The following is an 18,142-nucleotide window of genomic DNA, read 5'->3' on the forward strand; positions in this document are numbered from 1 at the left end:
TTCCCCTTCATCCGTTCGGCGGCCGGGTTCGTGACGTTGCCCGCGTTGCGTCGTCGAGATCATCCATGATCACGCCTCCGAAGATCGATACCGAACGTCTGACACTGCGTCGCTGGCGACCGTCGGACGCGGGTGCGCTTTCGACGATGCATGCGCATCCGGACGTCACGGCATGGCTCGCGCGCGGCCCGATGTCCATCGATGAGGCGAGCGACGTCATCGCACGCTTCGAAGCGCATTTCGATGCACACGGGTTCGGTCCGTGGGCGGTCGAGCGCCGCACCGACGCGATGCTGATCGGGCTTTGCGGGCTGTCGCACGAAGTGCGCGCAACGCATCCAATGGCGCCATGCGTCGAGATCATGTGGCGGCAGGCGCACCACGCATGGGGGCACGGCTACATCGCCGAGGCCGCCGCCGCGGCATTGGCCGACGGATTCGACCGCGTCGCGCTCGGCGAGATCTTCGCGTGGACAGCAGACACTAACCTGCGATCACAACACGTGATGCAGCGGCTCGGCATGCAGCATCAGCCCGCACGCGATTTCGATCATCCCGCGTTGCCGGAAGGGCATGCGCTGCGGCGGCACGTCGTGTATGTCGCGCGCCCAGGCGGCTGCGCCTGACGACTCACGCGCGCCTGCCTGTCAGCGCCATGTGCCGTTCTGCAGCACGATCCGGTAGCCGTCGGCATCCTCGAAGGTCTGGCCTGATATTTCCCAATACGGATTGAACGACGTCACCGGCATGAAGCCGTGTGCGGCCGCGCGCTCGCATGCGGCTTCCCATTCCGGGCGATCGGGCAGGTAGAAGACGATCAGGTCCTCGGGTGTCGGGGACGGTGCGATCGGGTGGTCCGGACAGTGCGTGAATTCGAAGTGGTAGTCGAGACCTTCGCGCCCGAGCATCACGCCGGAAAAACCATCGTGATCTTCGAAGCGCGCGAGCACCGACAAGTCGAGGGCGTCGCGATACATGCGCTCGGTTCTGGCGAGATTGCCGACCGGGCGGGCAATGCGCAGGTGTGCGTGCAAGATGGCCTCGGGGGAGCGTGGCAGACCCGCCGATGATAATCCGGTCGATCGAGATCGTGGCGCGCCGGAATGCTCAAGCAGTCGGGCGGCGAAGGGGAGGGGTGGTATGGCCCCGCAATCCGCGCGGGCAATAAAAAAGCCCGCTGCTTGAGCGGGCTGAATCCATGTTTGGAGACATGGAGGAGACAGACGTAAATTTAAGGGAAAACCCGGAGGTTGGCAAGCCCCCCGTTGTAACCATGCAACTCGCTGCGATACCGGCCGCGTCGCATCGACGCGGCCGTTGCCGCACTCACATGCCGGCGGCCCGCGCGTGCGCCGCAAACGCGCTGAACCGTTCCTGCGCGACCGGCAACGCGTACTTGTCGCGCATCTCCGTCTCGATCCACGCACAGGCCTCGCGCGCGCAGTCGGTCAGCGCGTGCCGCGTCGTGTGCCCGTCGATGTCGTAGACGAAACGCACGCCGACCTCGTCGTCGGCAACCTGTCGCTCGAGCTGATTGAGATGCAGTTGCGGCCCGTGCTGATGCGACAGCGCACGCAGCTCGTCGAAGTGATATTCGAGCCAGTCCGCGAAGAACAGTGCATCGCTATGGCACGGCAGGCGGAAGGCCGCGCTGCGCGACGGGCGCGGCCCGGTCTCGCCGGCCGCCGCGTGCGGTTCGCCGTCGGGGGCGATGGGCGTGTCGACAGGCGCGAGCGGGTGCTGAATCCGCCGGTAAGGCTCGTGATCGCGCAGCGCATGCCACAGCAATTCGTCGCCGGCGGCGCCGGATGGCTGCATCGTCAGGTCGTGCCGGCCGTCGCCGGTCGGGGCGATGTCGCGGATCACGAGGCGCAGCGAGCAGAGCGGCTCGTCCGCGACCAGCAGCGTCGCCGGACGCGGCAGCCCGCAGACGAGCGGCGCGGCGCCGGCGGCACGAAACACGAGCCCGCGGCGGTCGAGCCGCACGAGCGGCAGCGGCCTGGGGAACGACGGATAGGCGACCGCGATGCGGGCGCCGTTGGCGCTCGTCAACCCGGGCATCATCGCGCGAAAGACCTGAGACTGGTCCACGTTGGTTCTCCTTCGTTACGATGCCGCCCGACCGGAAACGCGCGTTCCGGCTCAGGCGGCGATGGCTTGCCGGGCAGCCTGCCCCGGCTCGATTCCTAGTGCCGCAAACGTTTGCGAATCGATATCGATCCAGCACGCGACCACCAGACGCCCGTCCACCTGCTTCGGCGGGCCCGCCCGGTGCGCGTGTATGCCGATCCGGCGGAACAGCCGCTCCATGCTCGCGAACGTCACGCCGATCAACTGCCGCGCGCCGAGCTGCGCCGCGCATTCGACGACGGCCGCGAGCATCGGGCGCACGGCCCATTCGGCATTGCCCGACCCGCCTTCGTCGTCGGTCGCCGCGAACCTGGACAGCTCCCAGACCGCGGCCGATTTCGGCAGCGGCATGTCCTCGGCGATCAGCTCGGAGAACAGCGACTCCAGCAGATACGGGCGCGTCGTGGGCAGCAGGCGCGCACATCCGCACATGTCGCCGTCGGCGTTTCGCGCGAACACGTAGACGGTATCGTCGCGATCGAACTGGTCGCGCTCGAAACATTCGTTCGCCGACGGAAGCGTCCAACCGAGCTGTTCGATGAACACGCGGCGCCGATAGCGCCCGAGATCCGCTGCAAGTTCGTGTGGCAACCGCCCTTCCTCATGAACGAAGGTCTGCATGGGTGTCCTCGGATCTGTGCTTTTGTATGCATGCATTACATCGCGCAGCACGAGGAGGCTGTAACTGGTAACTCTTACAGGTTGGCGGCGTAAAAACGCCATTTAGGACGTGGTAACGGTTTCTTGATCGACGGGATTGAAAACCGGGCCGCTTTTGCTTATAAAGAGCGCCAGCGTTGCTGAATTAATCCGAGGAATGCTCGACCGGTTGTCACTGGAGCGTGGGACCGGCATGATAGGCGTCGTTGCGATCGAGCAGGGCCGACGTGACGGCGGCGGGCCAGTCGATGCGGGCGAGCCGCGCGGCGAGCGCGGCGGCCGTGCGGAACATGCCGATGTCGGTGGCCGTCGCGTCGACGACCATCACGTTGCTGCGGACGTCGCCGCCCGCGATGACGAACATGCCCGTTGCGCGTTCGAGGTACCAGTCCCAGCCGACCGTCACGTAAGGGACGCCGGCACGGGCCGCGCGATGCCATTCGGTATAACCGGCGAGGCGCGCGTCGATCGCGTTGTCGCGCAGTTCGGCAAGCAGCGATGCATCGAGGCCGCTTGCGACATGGTCGAGCGCAAGCACGGCGAGTGAGCCTTCTGTCAGGCGCACATAGCCGTCCGCGGACGGGCCGGAGACCGGATGCAGCAAAGGTGAAGTCATGCGCGGAATGTAGCAGCCCCAAACGGGTGCTGAAACCTGACAAGTATGACAGCGTGACGTTGTCGGAGAACGAATGGAACTGCGCTGGCAGGATGCCTATCAACAATTCAGCGCCGCGGAAGACGAGCAGCAACTCTTCCAGCGGATGGCTGCCTATTCAAAACGCCTGGGGTTCGAATACTGCTGTTACGGCATTCGCGTGCCGCTGCCGGTATCGAAGCCGGCGGTCGCGATCTTCAATACCTATCCGGAAGGCTGGATGGCGCACTACCAGTCGCGGAACTACATCGATATCGATTCGACGGTTCGCGACGGCGTGCACAGCACCAACATGATCGTCTGGCCGGACGTCGACCGGATCGACCCGTGCCCGCTGTGGCAGGATGCGCGCGACTTCGGGCTGTCGGTGGGTGTCGCGCAGTCGAGCTGGGCGGCCCGCGGCGCGTTCGGTCTACTGAGCATCGCGCGCCATGCCGACCCGCTGACGCCGGCCGAGGGCGGCGGCGCCGAATACGGCCGCCGCCACGCCGCTCACTCCATCAACGGCTCCGCTTCCTTCGCGGTCCAGCTCACGCTGGAAATGCTCTTCTCCATGCTCATCCGGCTCGCGATCTGCTCGAGCTTCTGCTGATCCTTCGGATGCAGCTTCAGCGTCGCGGTCACCTTCAGCCGGTCCGGCTGATCGGGCACGTCCTCGCTCGTGAGGCTCTGGAACGACAGCGGCTTCGCGTACATCGAGTTCGACAGCAGCGTGCGGATGTGCACCTCGTCCGAGGTCAGGCAGATCACGGTGATCTGGTATTCGCGCACGAGATCGGCATTCGACACCGGTGTCGCGTTGATCGCCTGGCTGACGCCGCGCAGCACCGTATTGGTGAGCAGCACGACGCCCGTGCCGGCGAGCGCGGGCGCGAAATGACCGGAGCCGGACAGCACGCCGACGGCGGCGGAGCACCACAGCGTCGCGGCCGTGTTGATGCCCTGGATCGAGCCCTTGTCGCGCATGATCACGCCGCCGCCGAGAAAGCCGACGCCCGACACGACGTACGCGGCGATCTGCGTGACGCCCGCGACGCCGTTGCCAGTCAGCACGCCGAGCGTGACGAACAGGCACGCGCCGCTCGCGACGAGCGTGATCGTGCGCAGGCCGGCCGTGCGCTGGCGCATCTGGCGCTCGAGGCCGATGGCGACGCCGCAGGCGAACGCGGTGAAAAGACGGAGTGCGAAATCGAAAGTCATGGTTGTCCTGCCGTGCAAGGAGCGCATGCCGGCTCGCGTCGCTGCGGCGTTATGCCGGAGGCGACGCGAAGATAGCCGTCATCGCGCGGTACTGTACCGCGCGAATGCGTCATTCAGTGTGAAACGGTAGGCGTGCGGGCTCGCGGAACGCGAGCCGGGGCAGGAGAGCTGCGGCGGACAGGCGTTCAGGCGGCAAGCGGCGCACGCAACGGAGTGCTGCAACTGTCCACGATGGTTCCTGAAGGAAGAATGGGCGGCATTCTAGTAGGCGGCGCGCGCATGCGTCAACCGCCTTGCGGCGGTTGCGCTACTGCGCCGAGCCGATCGTCCCCGTCGCGAGCGCGAGCGCGGCGGCCGCCGACAGCGCGCCGGCGTAGCTGTCGACCTCCGCGTTGCGGGCCGCGAGCAGCTGGCTTTGCGCGATCGTCGCATCGGTCACCGACCCGACACCGTTGCGGTACGCGGTCAGCGCGGCATCGTAGCTCGTCTGCGCGGCGTCGACGAGCGCCTTGGCGGCGTCGTGCGACGCGAGGCTCGTCTGCACCGCGTTCTGCGCGGCGACGACCTGGCGGACGGCTTCTTCCTTGGTCCGCGTGAGGCGCGCGGAGGCGCTTTCCGCATCGTTGCGCGCCTGCATCAGCACGGCCGAGCGCAGGCCGCCGTCGTACAGCGGGATCGTCACGCCGAGGAACACGCCGCCGCCGTAGCGGCTGCCGTTCAGGTTGACGGTCGGCGCCTGGTCGCCGATCGCGGGCAGCGCGGTGATGGCCGTGCCGCCGCTCGCATACGACGTCGACGCGGACAGGAACACCTTCGGCATGAAGGCGGCCTCGGCGGCCTTGATCTTCGCGCGATTGGCCTTTTCGAGCGCAAACGCGCCCTGCAGGTCGGGGCGGCGCGCGATCGCGTCCGACACGATCGAATCGACCGACGAACCGAGCGCGGGCGGCAGCGGCCGCTTCGGCAGCGCGGCGATCGTCGGCTTCGATAGCGGCGAGATGCCGAGCGCGGACACGAGCGCGAGATAGCTGTCGCTCTGTGCGCCGTTCGCCTGCACGAGCGCGAGGTTCGCCTGCGCGCGGTTCTGGGTCGCCTGAGCGAGTTCGACGACCGTGCCGACGCCGTGCTTGAGCCGCGCGCGGGAGGCCGCGAGGATCGCATCCGAGTTCGCGAGGCCCTGCTGCGCGCTGAGTGCGCGCGAGCGTGCGGCTTCATAACGGTAGTACCCGACCGTCACGTCGTGGATCACCTGCTGGTGTACGGCCGTGAATGCGACGTTCGACGCGATCGATGCCTGTTCGGCCGCTTCGACGCGCGCCGCGCGGCCACCGAAATCGAACAGCAGCCATTGCAGCGACAGCGCCGAGATCGTTCCGTGCACGGTGGTGTCGCTCGACGAGTCGCCGAGGATCGTCGACGTCGAACCGTGGCTCGCCTGGTACGCGCCCATCGCCGTTGCCGACAGCCGCGGCAGGTAGGCGGCCTTGGCAAGGCCGACCGCGAGCGCCGCGTTGCGCGCGTCGTTCCATGCGATGCGGGTCAGCGGGTTCGCCGATTCGGCGAGATCGATCAGCTCGGGCAGCGTGTACGCATGTGCGGAATCGAGCGCGGCCGGCGGCGATACCGACGCGAGCGCCGGCGACGCGGGCAGCGTGTAGTCGTGCGCGCCTTGCGCGGACACGCGCGGCGGGCCCGGCACGATGTCGCCCGCGGCCGACGTTTGCGGCTGCCACGGGCGGTCGGACGCCTCCGGCGCCAGATCGATCGACGACGTCGCGCAGCCGGCCAGCGCGACGGCGGTCGCGAGGGCGGCGGCGGCGATCGAGGCGGCCGGCGGTTCAGGTAGGCGCATGAGGGACAGGCTCCTTCGGTGTGGCTTGACGGGCGGCGTCGGCGATGTGCGCGAGCCGCGTGTCGATCAGGTTCAGCAGCGCGTCGCGTGCGGGGTCGGTGGGGGCGGTGCTCGGCGGCGGGGCCGGCGGCGCGGGTGAATCCGCGTGCGGTGCGGTTTCGTCGTCGCGGGGTTCGACCACGCGTGCGAGCTGCGTGCCGATCGCCGCGTCGCCCGGTGCGCGTTCGGCGAGCAGGAACAGCGGGCCTTCGAGCGCGCCGAGTTCCGCGAGCGCGCGCCGTCGCGCGGCGAGCCACGTCGCGGCCGGCCGCACCCATGACGGTTCGTAGTGGATCAGGCCGAGTTCCTGCGAGATCGCGCCGTGGCGCGCGAACGCGTCGGCGGCCAGCGCGCGCCGCTCGGCCGGCTGAGCGATCTGCGCGAGGCGCTGCCATTGGTCGAGCAGCGCTGCAAGCGCCGTGTCGATCTGCTTGCCGATGCTGACGGGCCAGATGCGCGTGAACACGAGATACACGACCACGTTGCCGAGCAGGATGCCGATCGTGCGATCGCGCGCGAGCGTCAGGTCGAAGCCGGGGCCCGCGCCCTGGATCACGCACAGGAAGAACGCGAATGCGACCTGGAAGCCCGCGTACGCGATGCGCGGCGACCCGAAGGCGACCCATGCGGCCAGCCACGCGCCGGCGAACACGAGCGCCATCAGCTCGCCGATCGACGACAGCGACGGCACGACGAACACGAGCGCGGCGGTGCCGAGCAGCGCGCCGACGATGCAGCCGGCGATGCGCAGCGTGAGCTTCTCGACCGTTTCAGCCGTCGAGCCGAGCGACACCATGTAGCAGGTGATGAAGCAGGTATGGATGCCCGACCAGTCGAGCTGCGAGTACAGCAGGTAGCAGAACATCGCCGCGGCGGTGGTTTTCAGCGCGTAGCGGATGTGGTCGGGGTTGGTGCGCGCGTCGGGCAGGAAGAACCCGCCGCGTGGTGCGGGTGGCGCAGGGGGCGCGGCGGGTTCGGCTGCGGCATCGGCCGGCGCGTCGGTGGCGGCCGGTTCCGCGAAGTGCGTGATCGCCGTATGCAGGTCCGTCGCGACGACGCGCGCGAGCGGCGCCAGCGCATCGGCAGCCGGCAGCGCGAGCGTCACGTCGACCGGATAACCGCCGTGTTCGAGGATGGCGGACATGTCGTCGAGCGTCGTCGCGATCGGCTCGACGAACGCATCGGGCAGCCGCGCGTCCGGTTCGCGGTCCGCGAGCGCGACCGCCACGAGCAGCGCGGTGCTCGACGCGATGGCCTGCCGCAGCGCGACGACGTCGGCGGCCGACGACGAGCCCTCGAGCTTCGACAGCTTGAGCCACGTGAGCAACTGCTTGTCGCCTTCGCGCAGGCTCGCGTCGAACGCGGCGCGCGTGTCGCTGCCGTCATCGCCGTCGTCGCCGCGCAGCCGCCGCGCGGCGAGCCGCAGCCGCTTCGCGAGCTGCGCTTGCGCGAGCTTGCGCGGCGACGGCGCGATCAGCAGGTTGACGACGATCGCGACGCCGACCGGGATCGCGACCATCAGCCACGCATAGAGCAGCGCGCGCGTCGCAGCTTCGCCGAACGGCGCGAGGCCGAGCTGGTCGAGCCCGAAGCCGACGATCATCGCGAGGATCGCGCCGACCGGGCGCAGCTTGCTCGCCGACGTCAGGTAGAGCAGGCCGACCGACAGCACGGCCATGCACGCGACGCGGAGGATCGAATAGTCGATGCTGAAGATCGCGACGCCCATCACGAGCGCGATCACGATCGTGACGAGCAGCAGCATCGCGACCGCGAGCACGACGCTCGTCACGCGGTCGGCGCGGTTCAGGAAGAACACGACGTACACGGAAATCGCGGCTTCGGGCGTGCCGTACCCGCTCGTCACGAGCACGACCAGCGCGCAGATCAGCGCGACCCGCACGGCCATCACCGCGCGCCCCGGAAACGGCACGAGCAGTCGCAGGACTTCGCGCGGGCCCGGCGAGCGGACGTCAGCGGCAGGCTGAGCCATGCCGGACCTCGACGATCGCGCTCGCGCCGACGCGCACGAGCTTGCCGTCGGGTTCGTCGAGCTTCACGCGCACGGGGAAGCGCTGCGCGACGTGCACCCAGTTCACGGAGTTCTGCACGATCGGCAACGAGCGCGGCAGGTTGATGCGCGCGCTGTCCGCGATGCCCGCACCGATGCCGACGACCTTGCCCGTCATCGGGCGGTCGCGGTCGATCATCGAATAGACGGTCGCGCAGTCGCCGAGCGCGATGCGGTTCAGCGACGTCTCGCGGAAATTGCCGACGGCGAACCATTCGCTCGCGTCGATCAGCGTGAAGATGGACTGGTTCGGCGCCAGGGTTTCGCCGGCGAGGACGCTGAGGCCCGTCACGAGGCCATCGTGCGGCGCGCGCACGATCGTATCGTCGAGCGCGTGCTGCGCGCGGGCCAGCGCGGCCTCGCGCGCATGCAGCGTCGCGATCGCGTCGGCCTCGTCGCCGATCGTCTGCGCGGACGCGCGCTGCTGTTCCTGCGCCTGCGCGAGCGACACGGCCGCGTCGCGCTGGCGGACCTTCGCCTGGTCGAACTGCTGCGCGCTGACATAACCCTGCGCGGCGAGCGGCGCGAGCCGGTTCACGTCGCGCGTCGCGAGGTCGGCGTTCTGCGTCGCGCGCTTGACCTGCTCGGCGGCGACCGCCGCGTTCGAGCGCTCGCCGATCAGCGAACGGCGGCGCGTATCGAGCGATGCGCGTGCGAGCTCGAGGTCGGCCTGCGCCTGCGCCACCGTCAGCCGGTACGGCACGGGATCGATTTCATACAGCAGGTCGCCCTTCGCGACGCGCTGGTTCTCGTGCACCGCGAGCCGCACGATGCGACCGCCGACAGGCGACGCGACGTGCACGACGTCCGCATCGATCGACGCGTCGTCGGTGGACGGGTAGGCGGTCGTGCGGTGGTACGCATACGCGAGCGCCGCGATGCCGAGCGCGACGATCGCGAGCGCGATCACGCGGCCTTTCATGGAGGGGCGGGCGGTTCCGGCGGCTTTCATGCGAACGGCCCCGTGCCGGCGAGCCAGACGAGCACGGCGACCACGAGCCCGATCGCGGTGCAGACGGCCAGCTGGTAGGGCACCGTGGCGGCCCAGCCGGTCGCGACGAACAAGCGGTGCGCGACGATCGCGCCGACGATGCCGACGATCGCACTGACGAGCCAGAGCGGGAAATACGCGCCGAACAGGACGTACGACGGTGCGCCGCGTGATGCGCAACCCGCGAGCGGCAGGGCTGGCGCCAGGACGGCGGCGACGCGCAGGGGCGCACGCGGCATTGTTTTTCTCATGGTGTGACGAGCTCGACGATGGGGGGGGATGCCGGGCGCGGCGCAATGCGGTGCGTCGCCGCGACGACGATTCCGCGATACGGAGCCGATAATAAATCAGCAGGATGCGGACCGCCAGCAGTCCGTCCGGCGGCGCGTTTCGGCAGCGGCGACCAGGTCGTCACGATTCTGCCAGCGCAAGCTCGTATAGGGTTGCTAACAGACTGTAAAGCATCGTCAGACAAAAGCAGGGTGGCGGACTTTGTCATGTCGATGCCGTGGAATCGGTGCGGAAGCGGCCGATTGCCACTCGAATACATGGGAATCCGGTCAGTCTTGCCGGTTGCGGGCATCCTCGACGAGCAGGTCGACGAGATCGCGCGCGAAGCGCGGCAGCGCGTCGAGATCGGCGACGCAGATCTGCAACTGGCGTTCGGCCCAGTCGTCCTCGAGCGCGACGACGCGCAGCGCCATCGTCTTCGCGTGGCGGCGCGCGGTCCCTTCGGGCAAGACGCCGACACCGACGTTCGCCTCGATCATCCGGCAGGCCGTCTCGAAGTTGCTGACCTGGATGCGCCAGCGCAGCGTGCGCTGCACGTCGGCGGCCGCGCGCTTCAGGAAGTTGTGGAGCGCACTCGCCTCGGGCAGGCCGATGAAGTCGTGGTCGAGCGTCGCGACGAACGGCGTCGATGCCAGGCTGGCGAGCGGGTGCCCGAGTGCCGTGGCCAGCACGAGGCGGTCGCTCCGGTACGGCATCGCCTGCAACCCTTCGGTGCGCACGTCGCCGGCGACGATGCCGATGTCGACCACGCCTTCCTGCACCGCGCGCACGATGTCGGGGCTCAGCCGCTCCTGCATGTCGATCGTCACGTCGGGATGCTTGACGAGATAGTGGCGCAGCACGGCCGGCAGGAACTCGCTCATCGCCGTGGTGTTCGCGAACACGCGCACGTGGCCTTTCACGCCCGACGCGAATTCCTGCAGATCGCCTGTCAGTTGCTCGAGCTGGCGGAGCACGCGGTGCGCATGCGTGAGCAGCGTTTCGCCCGGCGCGGTCAGCGTGACGCCCTGGCTCGTGCGGCTCAGCAGTTTCACGCCGACCTGCTCCTCGAGATTCTTGATGCGCATGCTGGCCGCGGGCACGGACAGGTGCGCGCGCTCGGCGCCGCGCGTCAGGCTGTTCGCCTCCGCGATGTGGGTGAAGAGTTTGAGGTCGACGAGATCGAAGCGCATGGCGGTGGCGGCGGGAGGATGGCCGATTATCGCGCGAAGCCGCGCGAGGCTCCACCGGCGGCCGCGACCGGTCGTCGCGGCCGGGATCTGTGTACCATCGTGCGTATGACGCAAAGCGCGGCACGGGGCATCACGGCCCGGTGCGATGCGCGTCGCGGAAGCGGTATCGCAACGAAGGTGAGTGTTCCATGCGAAGTTTCTTTGTCCGGTTCATTGCAATCGGCGTGCTGTTCCATCTGTACGTCGGGATGCGGATCATTCCCGATGCGTTCGCGTCGCCGGTCGCGCGCACGATCGCGGCGCTCGTGCTGGCGAGCTTCGTCGTGCTGATCCCGGTCGGCATGTTCTCGCGTCGTTTCGACGAGGGCTGGGCCGCGACGCTGGCCGGCTGGGTCGGCTCGCTCGTGATGGGCTTCTTCTCGTCGCTGCTCGCGCTGACGTTGTTGCGCGAATTCGTGCTGCTCGCCGTGCTCGCATGGCGGCAACTCGGGCACGACGGCGCGTGGAGCGGCGCCGCGGCCGACACGGCGCTCGGCGTGCTGGCGGGCGCCGTGCTCGTCACCGCGATCGGGTTTGTCGGCGCGCGCCGCACGGCGGCGGTCAAGCGCGTGTCGATTCCGGTCGCGGGGCTGCCGGCCGCGCTCGACGGGCTGTCGATCGTGCAGCTGTCCGACATCCACGTCGGGCCCACGATCAAGCGGCCCTATGTCGAACGGATCGTGCGTGCGGTCAATGCGCTCGATGCCGACCTCGTCGTCGTGACGGGCGACGTGGTCGACGGCTCGGTCAAGCGCCTGCGCGACCACACGGCGCCGCTCGGCCGCATGCAGTCGCGGCACGGCAGCTTCCTCGTGACCGGCAATCACGAGTATTACGCGGGTGCGCATGCGTGGATCGATGAATTCCGCCGCATCGGGCTGACGGTGCTGCTGAACGAGCACGTGCTGATCGAGCACGGCGGCGCGCGCGCGGTGCTCGCGGGCGTGACCGACTTCACGGCGGGCGGGTTCGATCCCGCGCATCGCAGCGACCCCGCGCAGGCGCTGGCGGGCGCGCCGCACGACGTCGGCACGAAGATCCTGCTCGCGCACCAGCCGCGCAGCGCGGAAGCGGCGAACCGAGCAGGTTTCACCGTGCAGTTGTCGGGACATACGCACGGCGGCCAGTTCCTGCCGTGGCCGCCGTTCGTGCGGATGCAGCAGCCGGTGATCGGCGGGCTCAGCCGCTTCGGCGATCTGTGGCTCTATACGAGCCGCGGCACCGGCTACTGGGGGCCGCCGAACCGCTTCGGCGTGCCGTCCGAGATCACGCTGATCCGGCTGACGCGCGGCGGTTAGGCTGCTGCTGTTACTCGATGCGGGCGATATCGTCGAAGTCGAAACGCGGGCTGCGCGGGAACAGGCCGGCCGGATCGCCGTAGCCGAGATTCACGAGGAAGTTGCTCTTGATCGCGGTGCCCGCGAAGAACGCGGCATCGACCTTCGCGCCGTCGAAGCCGGACATCGGGCCCGCGTCGAGGCCGAGCGCGCGCGCGGCCAGGATCAGGTACGCGCCCTGCAGCGACGAGTTGCGGAACGCGGTGGCCTCGATCAGCGCATCGTTGCCGGCGAACCAGCTGCGTGCGTCGGCGTGCGGGAACAGGCGCGGCAGGTGGTCGTGGAACGCGAAATCCATCGCGACGATCACGGTGACGGGCGCGGCCATCGTCTTCGCGAGATTGCCTTCGGACAGCGCGGGTTTCAGGCGTGCCTTCGCTTCGGGCGACTTGACGAACACGAAGCGCGCGGGGCTCGAGTTCGCCGACGTCGGGCCGAATTTCGTCAGGTCGATCAAGCGGTGCAGCAGCGCGTCGTCGACGGGTTTGTCCTGCCACGCGTTGTGCGTGCGCGCGGTGAGGAACAGTTGGTCGAGGGCGGAATCGGAGAGTGTCGTCATGATGGGATCCGGGAAGAGGGCGGCCGGGTCGCGCCGGCCGGCATGGCGAAAGAAAGCGGCGCTCCCGGCAGGGCGCGCCGCGACACGCCGCGATGATAGCGTGATGCGCGAAAGCGCATCGCGGCGCGCGGTGGTTTCCTTTCATCGTCGAATGAGAGCGCATGGCGGCGTGCGGCGCCGTTGGCTAGTATGCAGGCATGCACTGTTCGCTCCGTTCATCACCCGTTCCCTCCGACATGTCGACGCCCGATCTCTTTGCTGACACGCCCGCGCCCGACGTGGACTGGTACCCGGACTGGCTCGCGCAAGCCGATGCCGATCGCGTGCTGGCCGCGCTGATCGGCGAGGTCGCGTGGCGACAGGACACGATCCGCACGCCGCGCGGACGCATTCCGTTGCCGAGGCTCACCGCATGGCAGGGCGAGCCCGATGCCGTGTACGTGTATTCGGGGATCCGCAACGTGCCGGCACCGTGGACGCCGGCCGTGCTCGACCTGAAGCGGGCGGTCGAGGCGACCTGCGGCGCGCGCTTCAACAGCGTGCTGCTCAATCGCTACCGCAACGGGCAGGACAGCCTCGGCTGGCATGCGGACAACGAGCCCGAACTCGGCGACGCGCCGGTGATCGCGTCGGTGAGCCTCGGCGCGATGCGCGTGTTCGATCTTCGCCATCGCGCGACCGGTGTCACGCATGCGTATCGGCTCGTGCACGGCAGCCTGCTCGTGATGCGCGGCCGCACGCAGGCCGAATGGCAGCATCGCGTGCCGAAGGCGCCGAGCGTGCAGGGCGAGCGCGTCAACCTGACGTTCCGGCGCGTGATGCCGGCCGGATAGATCGCGCCCTGTTTCCACAATCCATGAATGACCGATGCAGGCAATCGGTCTTGTGTGCGGCACGTTGCCGCACGAGGGCCGTACGGTGTGGCCCGATATGGCCCGGAGGCCCGTGCCATATGGGTTTCAGGCGGATTCGATCGACCGCCCGGTTCCGATAGATGAGTGAAACCTCTGATGGTGCGTCGCAACAATCATTGACTAGACTGTCGAATGGCAGAAACGCGTCGCATCCCGGCGCGACCTTTTCGACATGCCCCGTGTGTTGCCGATGCAACGCGTAAGGGGGCAGGAGCATAACGCGTGACCCTATTCGACCCTTCCTTCGAACCCTCGCTGCACGTCTTTGAACAAGACGGCGGATGGCAATGGGCGCTGACGGTGAAGCGGGCGACCGGCGTCGGTGTGAAAGTCGTCGCATTCAGCCAGGAAGGCTTGCGCGGCGAAGCCGAGGCTTACGCCGCCGGCCAGCTTGCCCGTGCCGAGTATGACGCCGCCGTGACGGCCTGACGCCGTCGCGGCGCTCCCGCCCGAGGATCGCCTCTACCGCCCACCGCCCGTTGCCGGGCGGTTCTCTCCCGATCGTTTTCCGTTTTCCGTCGGCCGCGATGCATGCATCGAGCGACACCGCGCGTCGCACGCGGTGCGCCGGCGCGCGTGTCCGTTCGCGCTTGTCGCGCCAAATGGTCCGTACCATTCGACACGTGTGTGCCATACGCGGCGCTTAACGTCTTCGCACGGCGTCCGTCGCGCCGGCGATGCGGCCTGCGCCGCAGTCTGGACGCCGGACGCCGGGCGGCGACCCATCGACAAGAACGCAGGTCATGTGCGACGACAGAACCGACTACAACCGCCATGCGCGCGGCCGATCGCGCATCGCGCGGGCGCCGGAACGGGGATTCACGCTGATCGAGGTGCTGATCGCGCTGGTGATCGTGGCGGTCGCGCTCGGCGCCGTGATGCGCGCGATCGGCGCGCTCGCGTCCGATACCGATACGGCCCGCATGCGCCTGCTCGCGTTATGGAGCGCCGACAACGCGCTCGGCGAGATCCGCATCGCATCGACCTGGCCATCCGTCGGCACGAACACGTTCGCGTGCCCGCAGGGCCGCTACCGGTTCGTGTGCCGACAGTCGGTGGCCGCGCTGCCGAGCCCGCTCGTGCGTCGCGTGACGGTGAGCGTCTTTCCGTCCGCGTCGAGCCGCAACGTGCTAGCCGAAGTCGTCACGGTGATCCAGAATGAAGCGCGCCGTTGAACCGCGCGCGGCGGCGCGCGCCCGCGGCTTCACGCTGATCGAGATGCTGGTCGCGATCACGCTGCTCGCCGTGATCGCGCTGCTGTCATGGCGCGGCCTCGACGCGACGATCCGCGGCCGCGACGATATCGCGTCGAATCTGGCGCAAACGCGTCTGCTCGGCCGCTATTTCTCCCAATTGCAGTTCGACCTGACGAACCTCGTGACGGCCGACGAGGTGTTCGGGCCGCCGCTGCGCATCCGCCCGAACGAACTCGTGATGGTGCGCCATCTCGGGGTCGGCGGCGGACCGACGCAGATGCAGGTCGTGCGTTACCAGCTCAAGGGGCGCGAACTCGTGCGCAGCGCGTCGCAGCCGCTCGCGTCGCTGGCCGAGGTCGACGACGCGCTGCATCACATGGATGCGTTCGCGCGTGTCGTCGTCAGCAATGATGCGCGCTCGATGCAGCTTTCCGTGTGGATTCCGCCGGGGGGATGGACGACGAGCCAGACCGTCATCGAACAGGCCTACGCGCAGTTTCTCGCGCAGCACGGCATCAGCAACTCGACGTCGATCGGCGCGCCGGTGCCGCGCGGCGTCCGCTTCACGGTCACGATGGGCGCGCCGGCGGTCGAATTCGTGCGGACCATCCCGATTGGTCAATGAAAGCGCGATGCCGTCTGGCGCACGCGGCCACGCCCGGAAAGCCGTTCCGTCCCCCGGACAAAATGGTCCGTAACTTTCGTCATACGTCTGTTATTGGCTGTCCATTAGTCTCGTGACGAGCATGACCGCCGCGACCGGTTCCATCGACCGGTTCAGCGGCGGCATCGGCAACCGGGAAGGGGGCGAACGTGACGGTCGAGCACCGGCATGATGCACACGCGGGCGCGTCGGGGCACGACGCGCGCGGGCAATGGCAATCGGCGGCGATCCTGAGCCGCGCGCAGCAATGGCACGGCGCAGGCCGGTTCGACGACGCGGCACGCGAATATCTCGCGGTGCTCGCGAACGAGCCTGATCATCCGCAGGCGCTCCATCTGTACGGGGTGCTGCAATTTCAGCGCGGCGCGGCCGACCATGCCGAAGCGCTGCTGCGCCAGTCGATCGCGATCGAGCCGGACGCGCGTGCGCTGTCGGATCTCGGCGCGATCGCCGGCGAGCGCGGCCGCATCGACGAGGCGCTGGACCATTTCGCGGCCGCGCTGCGCGCGGCGCCCGACGACGTGCAGACGCTCGTGCGCCGCGGCAACACATTGATCGGCCTGCGCCGCTACGACGACGCGCTCGCGTCGTTCGACCGTGCGCTCGCGGTGTCGCCGCTCGTGCTCGACGCGCTCTGCAATCGCGGCGGTGCGTTACGCGCGCTCGGCCGCCTCGACGACGCGCTCGACACCTACGACCGCGCGCTGATGGTCGATCCGCATTCGTTCGAATCGTGGTTCAACCGCGGCCTCGTGCTGCGCGAGCTGCGGCGCGCGGCCGATGCGCTGCACTGCTTCGATCGCGCGAACGCGATCCGGCCGGGCGTCGCCGCGATCATGGCCGAGCGCGGCCGCACGCTCGCCGGGCTCGACCGTCTCAACGAAGCGCTTGCCGCGTTCAACGAGGCGATCGCCGCCGATCCCGCGCGGCTCGACGCGCTCTGCGACAGCGCGGCCGTGCTCGAACGGCTCGGCCGCGCCGACGAGGCGCTCGCGCGTTGCGAACGCGTGCTGGCGCGCGATCCGGATCACGTCCGTGCGCTCGCGAGCCGCGGCAATGCGTTGCTGCAGCTCGAGCGTCACGATGAAGCGCTCGACAGCTACGACCGTGCGCTGGCGCTCGATCCGCGCTCGATCGACACGTTGTGCAATCGCGGCGCGACGCTGCGCGAGCTGAAGCGCTTCGACGCGGCGCTCGCCAGCTACGATGCCGCGCTGGCGCTCGATGCGCACTTCGCCGAAGCGTGGACGAACCGCGGCAGCGTGCTGCAGGACCTGCACCGCTACGACGACGCGATCGCGTCGCTCGATCGTGCGCTCGCGCTGCGCCCCGATCAAGCGACGCAGTGGCTTGCACGCGGCAACCTGCTGGCCGACCTGGGGCAGGTGGACGTTGCACTGGCCGCCTACGACCACGCGCTCGCGCTGCAGCCCGATTTCGCCGGCGCGCATTGCGCGCGCGCCGCGCTGCACCTGACGGAAGGCGATTTCGCGCGCGGCTGGCACGGGTACGAATGGCGGCTGCGCGACGCGCGGTTCGCGCGGCATGCGCGGCCGTTCACGCAGCCGGCGTGGCGCGGCGACGAACCGCTCGACGGCAAGACGATCCTGATCCATGCGGAGCCGGGCCTGGACGACACGCTGCAGTTCTGTCGTTATGTGCCGCTCGTCGCCGCGCGCGGTGCACGCGTGGTGCTCGAGGTGCAGCCGGCGTTGCGTGCGCTGATGGCGTCGCTCGCCGGTGCGGCCCACGTGATCGCGCGCGGCGAGCCGCTGCCCGCCTTCGACTGCCATGTGCCGCTGCCGAGCCTGCCGCATGCGTTTCGCACCGACGCCGACACCATTCCGAGCCCCGCCGCGTACCTGCATGCGGATCCGTTGCGCACGCGCCAGTGGGACACGCTGCTCGGCGAACGGCGCAGGCTGCGCATCGGGCTCGCCTGGGCGGGCCATCCGGCGCACCGAAACGACGCCGGCCGGTCGATCGATTTCGCGCGGCTTGCGCCGCTGTTCGATCTCGACGTCGACTGGATCAGCCTGCAGAAACCCGTTCATGAACACGACGAAGCGCTGCTGGCGGACACGCCGGTACGCCGCGTCGACGACGAACTCGGCGACTTCGCCGATACGGCCGCGTTGATCGGCGCGCTGGATCTCGTGATCGCGGCCGATTCCGCGGTCGCGCATCTGGCGGGTGCGCTGGGCGCGCAAGTCTGGGTGCTGCTGCCCGACCCGCCGGCCTGGCGCTGGATGCGTACGCGCGGCGACAGCCCGTGGTATCCGTCCGCGCGGCTGTTTCGGCAGCCTGCGCCCGGCAACTGGGCGGATGCGATCGGCGCGGTGCGCGCCGCGCTCGAACCGATGACACGTTAG

At 68.9% G+C, this 18,142-nt stretch carries 18 protein-coding genes and 1 pseudogene; 8 read left to right on the forward strand and 11 right to left on the reverse strand.

Going from position 1 to position 18,142, the window contains the following annotated elements:
• The first annotated feature begins 65 nt into the window (after positions 1-65).
• Complete coding sequence (locus ACTRWB_RS07365) at positions 66-626, forward strand: GNAT family N-acetyltransferase (RefSeq protein ID WP_446901440.1); 561 nt, start codon at positions 66-68, stop codon at positions 624-626.
• 21 nt (positions 627-647) lie between these two features.
• Here the strand turns inward: ACTRWB_RS07365 and ACTRWB_RS07370 are convergent, their stop codons facing one another.
• The 4 genes from ACTRWB_RS07370 to ACTRWB_RS07385 form a co-directional block, all read right to left on the reverse strand.
• On the reverse strand, positions 648-1,034 hold the full coding sequence (locus tag ACTRWB_RS07370) for a VOC family protein (RefSeq protein ID WP_048247277.1): 387 nt from the start codon (positions 1,032-1,034) through the stop codon (positions 648-650).
• 292 nt (positions 1,035-1,326) lie between these two features.
• Positions 1,327-2,091: a hypothetical protein gene (locus tag ACTRWB_RS07375; protein ID WP_446901441.1), complete on the reverse strand. Its 765-nt coding sequence runs from the start codon at positions 2,089-2,091 to the stop codon at positions 1,327-1,329.
• Between the two features lie 51 nt (positions 2,092-2,142).
• Positions 2,143-2,751 carry an acyl-homoserine-lactone synthase gene (locus tag ACTRWB_RS07380; protein WP_129515270.1) on the reverse strand — a complete coding sequence of 203 codons (609 nt, stop codon included), beginning with the start codon at positions 2,749-2,751 and terminating at the stop codon, positions 2,143-2,145.
• A gap of 211 nt (positions 2,752-2,962) precedes the next feature.
• Positions 2,963-3,406 (reverse strand): DUF4902 domain-containing protein, encoded by a 444-nt coding sequence (locus tag ACTRWB_RS07385; protein WP_446901442.1) that lies wholly within the window; start codon positions 3,404-3,406, stop codon positions 2,963-2,965.
• A gap of 73 nt (positions 3,407-3,479) precedes the next feature.
• On the opposite strand from ACTRWB_RS07385, the pseudogene ACTRWB_RS07390 reads away from it, so the two are divergent.
• Positions 3,480-3,902 (forward strand): annotated as a pseudogene (locus ACTRWB_RS07390) (autoinducer binding domain-containing protein); the annotation flags it as partial.
• A 35-nt stretch (positions 3,903-3,937) separates the two neighbouring features.
• On the opposite strand, the gene ACTRWB_RS07395 reads toward ACTRWB_RS07390, so the two are convergent.
• The 6 genes from ACTRWB_RS07395 to ACTRWB_RS07420 all read right to left on the reverse strand — a co-directional run bounded on the left by ACTRWB_RS07395 (position 3,938) and on the right by ACTRWB_RS07420 (position 11,061).
• On the reverse strand, positions 3,938-4,645 hold the full coding sequence (locus tag ACTRWB_RS07395) for an MgtC/SapB family protein (RefSeq protein ID WP_129515267.1): 708 nt from the start codon (positions 4,643-4,645) through the stop codon (positions 3,938-3,940).
• Positions 4,646-4,952: 307 nt separating this feature from the next.
• Entirely contained in the window at positions 4,953-6,497 is a 1,545-nt protein-coding gene (locus tag ACTRWB_RS07400; protein WP_446901443.1) for a TolC family protein, read from the reverse strand.
• Complete coding sequence (locus ACTRWB_RS07405) at positions 6,484-8,529, reverse strand: FUSC family protein (RefSeq protein ID WP_446901444.1); 2,046 nt, start codon at positions 8,527-8,529, stop codon at positions 6,484-6,486. Before ACTRWB_RS07405 ends, ACTRWB_RS07400 begins: the two co-directional genes overlap by 14 nt.
• Positions 8,510-9,559, reverse strand: coding sequence for a multidrug transporter subunit MdtN (gene mdtN / locus ACTRWB_RS07410; protein ID WP_446901445.1), 1,050 nt, complete (start codon positions 9,557-9,559; stop codon positions 8,510-8,512). Before mdtN ends, ACTRWB_RS07405 begins: the two co-directional genes overlap by 20 nt.
• Complete coding sequence (locus ACTRWB_RS07415) at positions 9,556-9,849, reverse strand: hypothetical protein (protein ID WP_446901446.1); 294 nt, start codon at positions 9,847-9,849, stop codon at positions 9,556-9,558. The genes mdtN and ACTRWB_RS07415 overlap by 4 nt, the downstream gene beginning before the upstream one ends.
• A gap of 309 nt (positions 9,850-10,158) precedes the next feature.
• Positions 10,159-11,061, reverse strand: a complete 903-nt coding sequence (locus ACTRWB_RS07420) for a LysR substrate-binding domain-containing protein (RefSeq protein WP_048247295.1) — start codon at positions 11,059-11,061, stop codon at positions 10,159-10,161.
• 188 nt (positions 11,062-11,249) lie between these two features.
• On the opposite strand from ACTRWB_RS07420, the gene ACTRWB_RS07425 reads away from it, so the two are divergent.
• Positions 11,250-12,398 (forward strand): metallophosphoesterase, encoded by a 1,149-nt coding sequence (locus tag ACTRWB_RS07425; RefSeq protein ID WP_446901447.1) that lies wholly within the window; start codon positions 11,250-11,252, stop codon positions 12,396-12,398.
• Between the two features lie 10 nt (positions 12,399-12,408).
• Here the strand turns inward: ACTRWB_RS07425 and ACTRWB_RS07430 are convergent, their stop codons facing one another.
• Positions 12,409-12,996: a malonic semialdehyde reductase gene (locus ACTRWB_RS07430; protein WP_412024238.1), complete on the reverse strand. Its 588-nt coding sequence runs from the start codon at positions 12,994-12,996 to the stop codon at positions 12,409-12,411.
• Between the two features lie 236 nt (positions 12,997-13,232).
• On the opposite strand from ACTRWB_RS07430, the gene ACTRWB_RS07435 reads away from it, so the two are divergent.
• The 5 genes from ACTRWB_RS07435 (at position 13,233) to ACTRWB_RS07455 (ending at position 18,142) form a co-directional block, all read left to right on the forward strand.
• Entirely contained in the window at positions 13,233-13,829 is a 597-nt protein-coding gene (locus ACTRWB_RS07435) for an alpha-ketoglutarate-dependent dioxygenase AlkB family protein (RefSeq protein ID WP_412024239.1), read from the forward strand.
• A 303-nt stretch (positions 13,830-14,132) separates the two neighbouring features.
• Positions 14,133-14,339 (forward strand): hypothetical protein, encoded by a 207-nt coding sequence (locus ACTRWB_RS07440; protein ID WP_129515258.1) that lies wholly within the window; start codon positions 14,133-14,135, stop codon positions 14,337-14,339.
• A 314-nt stretch (positions 14,340-14,653) separates the two neighbouring features.
• Complete coding sequence (gene gspI / locus ACTRWB_RS07445; protein ID WP_419689171.1) at positions 14,654-15,085, forward strand: type II secretion system minor pseudopilin GspI; 432 nt, start codon at positions 14,654-14,656, stop codon at positions 15,083-15,085.
• Positions 15,069-15,731 (forward strand): PulJ/GspJ family protein, encoded by a 663-nt coding sequence (locus ACTRWB_RS07450; protein WP_446901448.1) that lies wholly within the window; start codon positions 15,069-15,071, stop codon positions 15,729-15,731. Before gspI ends, ACTRWB_RS07450 begins: the two co-directional genes overlap by 17 nt.
• Positions 15,732-15,919: 188 nt before the next feature.
• The gene (locus ACTRWB_RS07455) at positions 15,920-18,142 is read left to right on the forward strand and encodes a tetratricopeptide repeat protein (protein ID WP_446901449.1); all 2,223 of its coding nucleotides are present in this window, start codon (positions 15,920-15,922) and stop codon (positions 18,140-18,142) included.

This window comes from Burkholderia sp. YIM B11467 (genome assembly GCF_052952715.1).

Bases quoted from the DNA above. Each gene is read 5' to 3' on its own strand.
- ACTRWB_RS07365 (WP_446901440.1), top strand. From the start codon at position 66: ATGATCACGCCTCCGAAGATCGATACCGAACGTCTGACACTGCGTCGC.
- ACTRWB_RS07380 (WP_129515270.1), bottom strand. From the start codon at position 2,751: ATGCAGACCTTCGTTCATGAGGAAGGGCGGTTGCCACACGAACTTGCA.
- ACTRWB_RS07385 (WP_446901442.1), bottom strand. From the start codon at position 3,406: ATGACTTCACCTTTGCTGCATCCGGTCTCCGGCCCGTCCGCGGACGGC.
- ACTRWB_RS07395 (WP_129515267.1), bottom strand. From the start codon at position 4,645: ATGACTTTCGATTTCGCACTCCGTCTTTTCACCGCGTTCGCCTGCGGC.
- ACTRWB_RS07400 (WP_446901443.1), bottom strand. From the start codon at position 6,497: ATGCGCCTACCTGAACCGCCGGCCGCCTCGATCGCCGCCGCCGCCCTC.
- ACTRWB_RS07405 (WP_446901444.1), bottom strand. From the start codon at position 8,529: ATGGCTCAGCCTGCCGCTGACGTCCGCTCGCCGGGCCCGCGCGAAGTC.
- mdtN (WP_446901445.1), bottom strand. From the start codon at position 9,559: ATGAAAGCCGCCGGAACCGCCCGCCCCTCCATGAAAGGCCGCGTGATC.
- ACTRWB_RS07415 (WP_446901446.1), bottom strand. From the start codon at position 9,849: ATGAGAAAAACAATGCCGCGTGCGCCCCTGCGCGTCGCCGCCGTCCTG.
- ACTRWB_RS07420 (WP_048247295.1), bottom strand. From the start codon at position 11,061: ATGCGCTTCGATCTCGTCGACCTCAAACTCTTCACCCACATCGCGGAG.
- ACTRWB_RS07425 (WP_446901447.1), top strand. From the start codon at position 11,250: ATGCGAAGTTTCTTTGTCCGGTTCATTGCAATCGGCGTGCTGTTCCAT.
- ACTRWB_RS07430 (WP_412024238.1), bottom strand. From the start codon at position 12,996: ATGACGACACTCTCCGATTCCGCCCTCGACCAACTGTTCCTCACCGCG.
- ACTRWB_RS07435 (WP_412024239.1), top strand. From the start codon at position 13,233: ATGTCGACGCCCGATCTCTTTGCTGACACGCCCGCGCCCGACGTGGAC.
- gspI (WP_419689171.1), top strand. From the start codon at position 14,654: ATGTGCGACGACAGAACCGACTACAACCGCCATGCGCGCGGCCGATCG.
- ACTRWB_RS07450 (WP_446901448.1), top strand. From the start codon at position 15,069: ATGAAGCGCGCCGTTGAACCGCGCGCGGCGGCGCGCGCCCGCGGCTTC.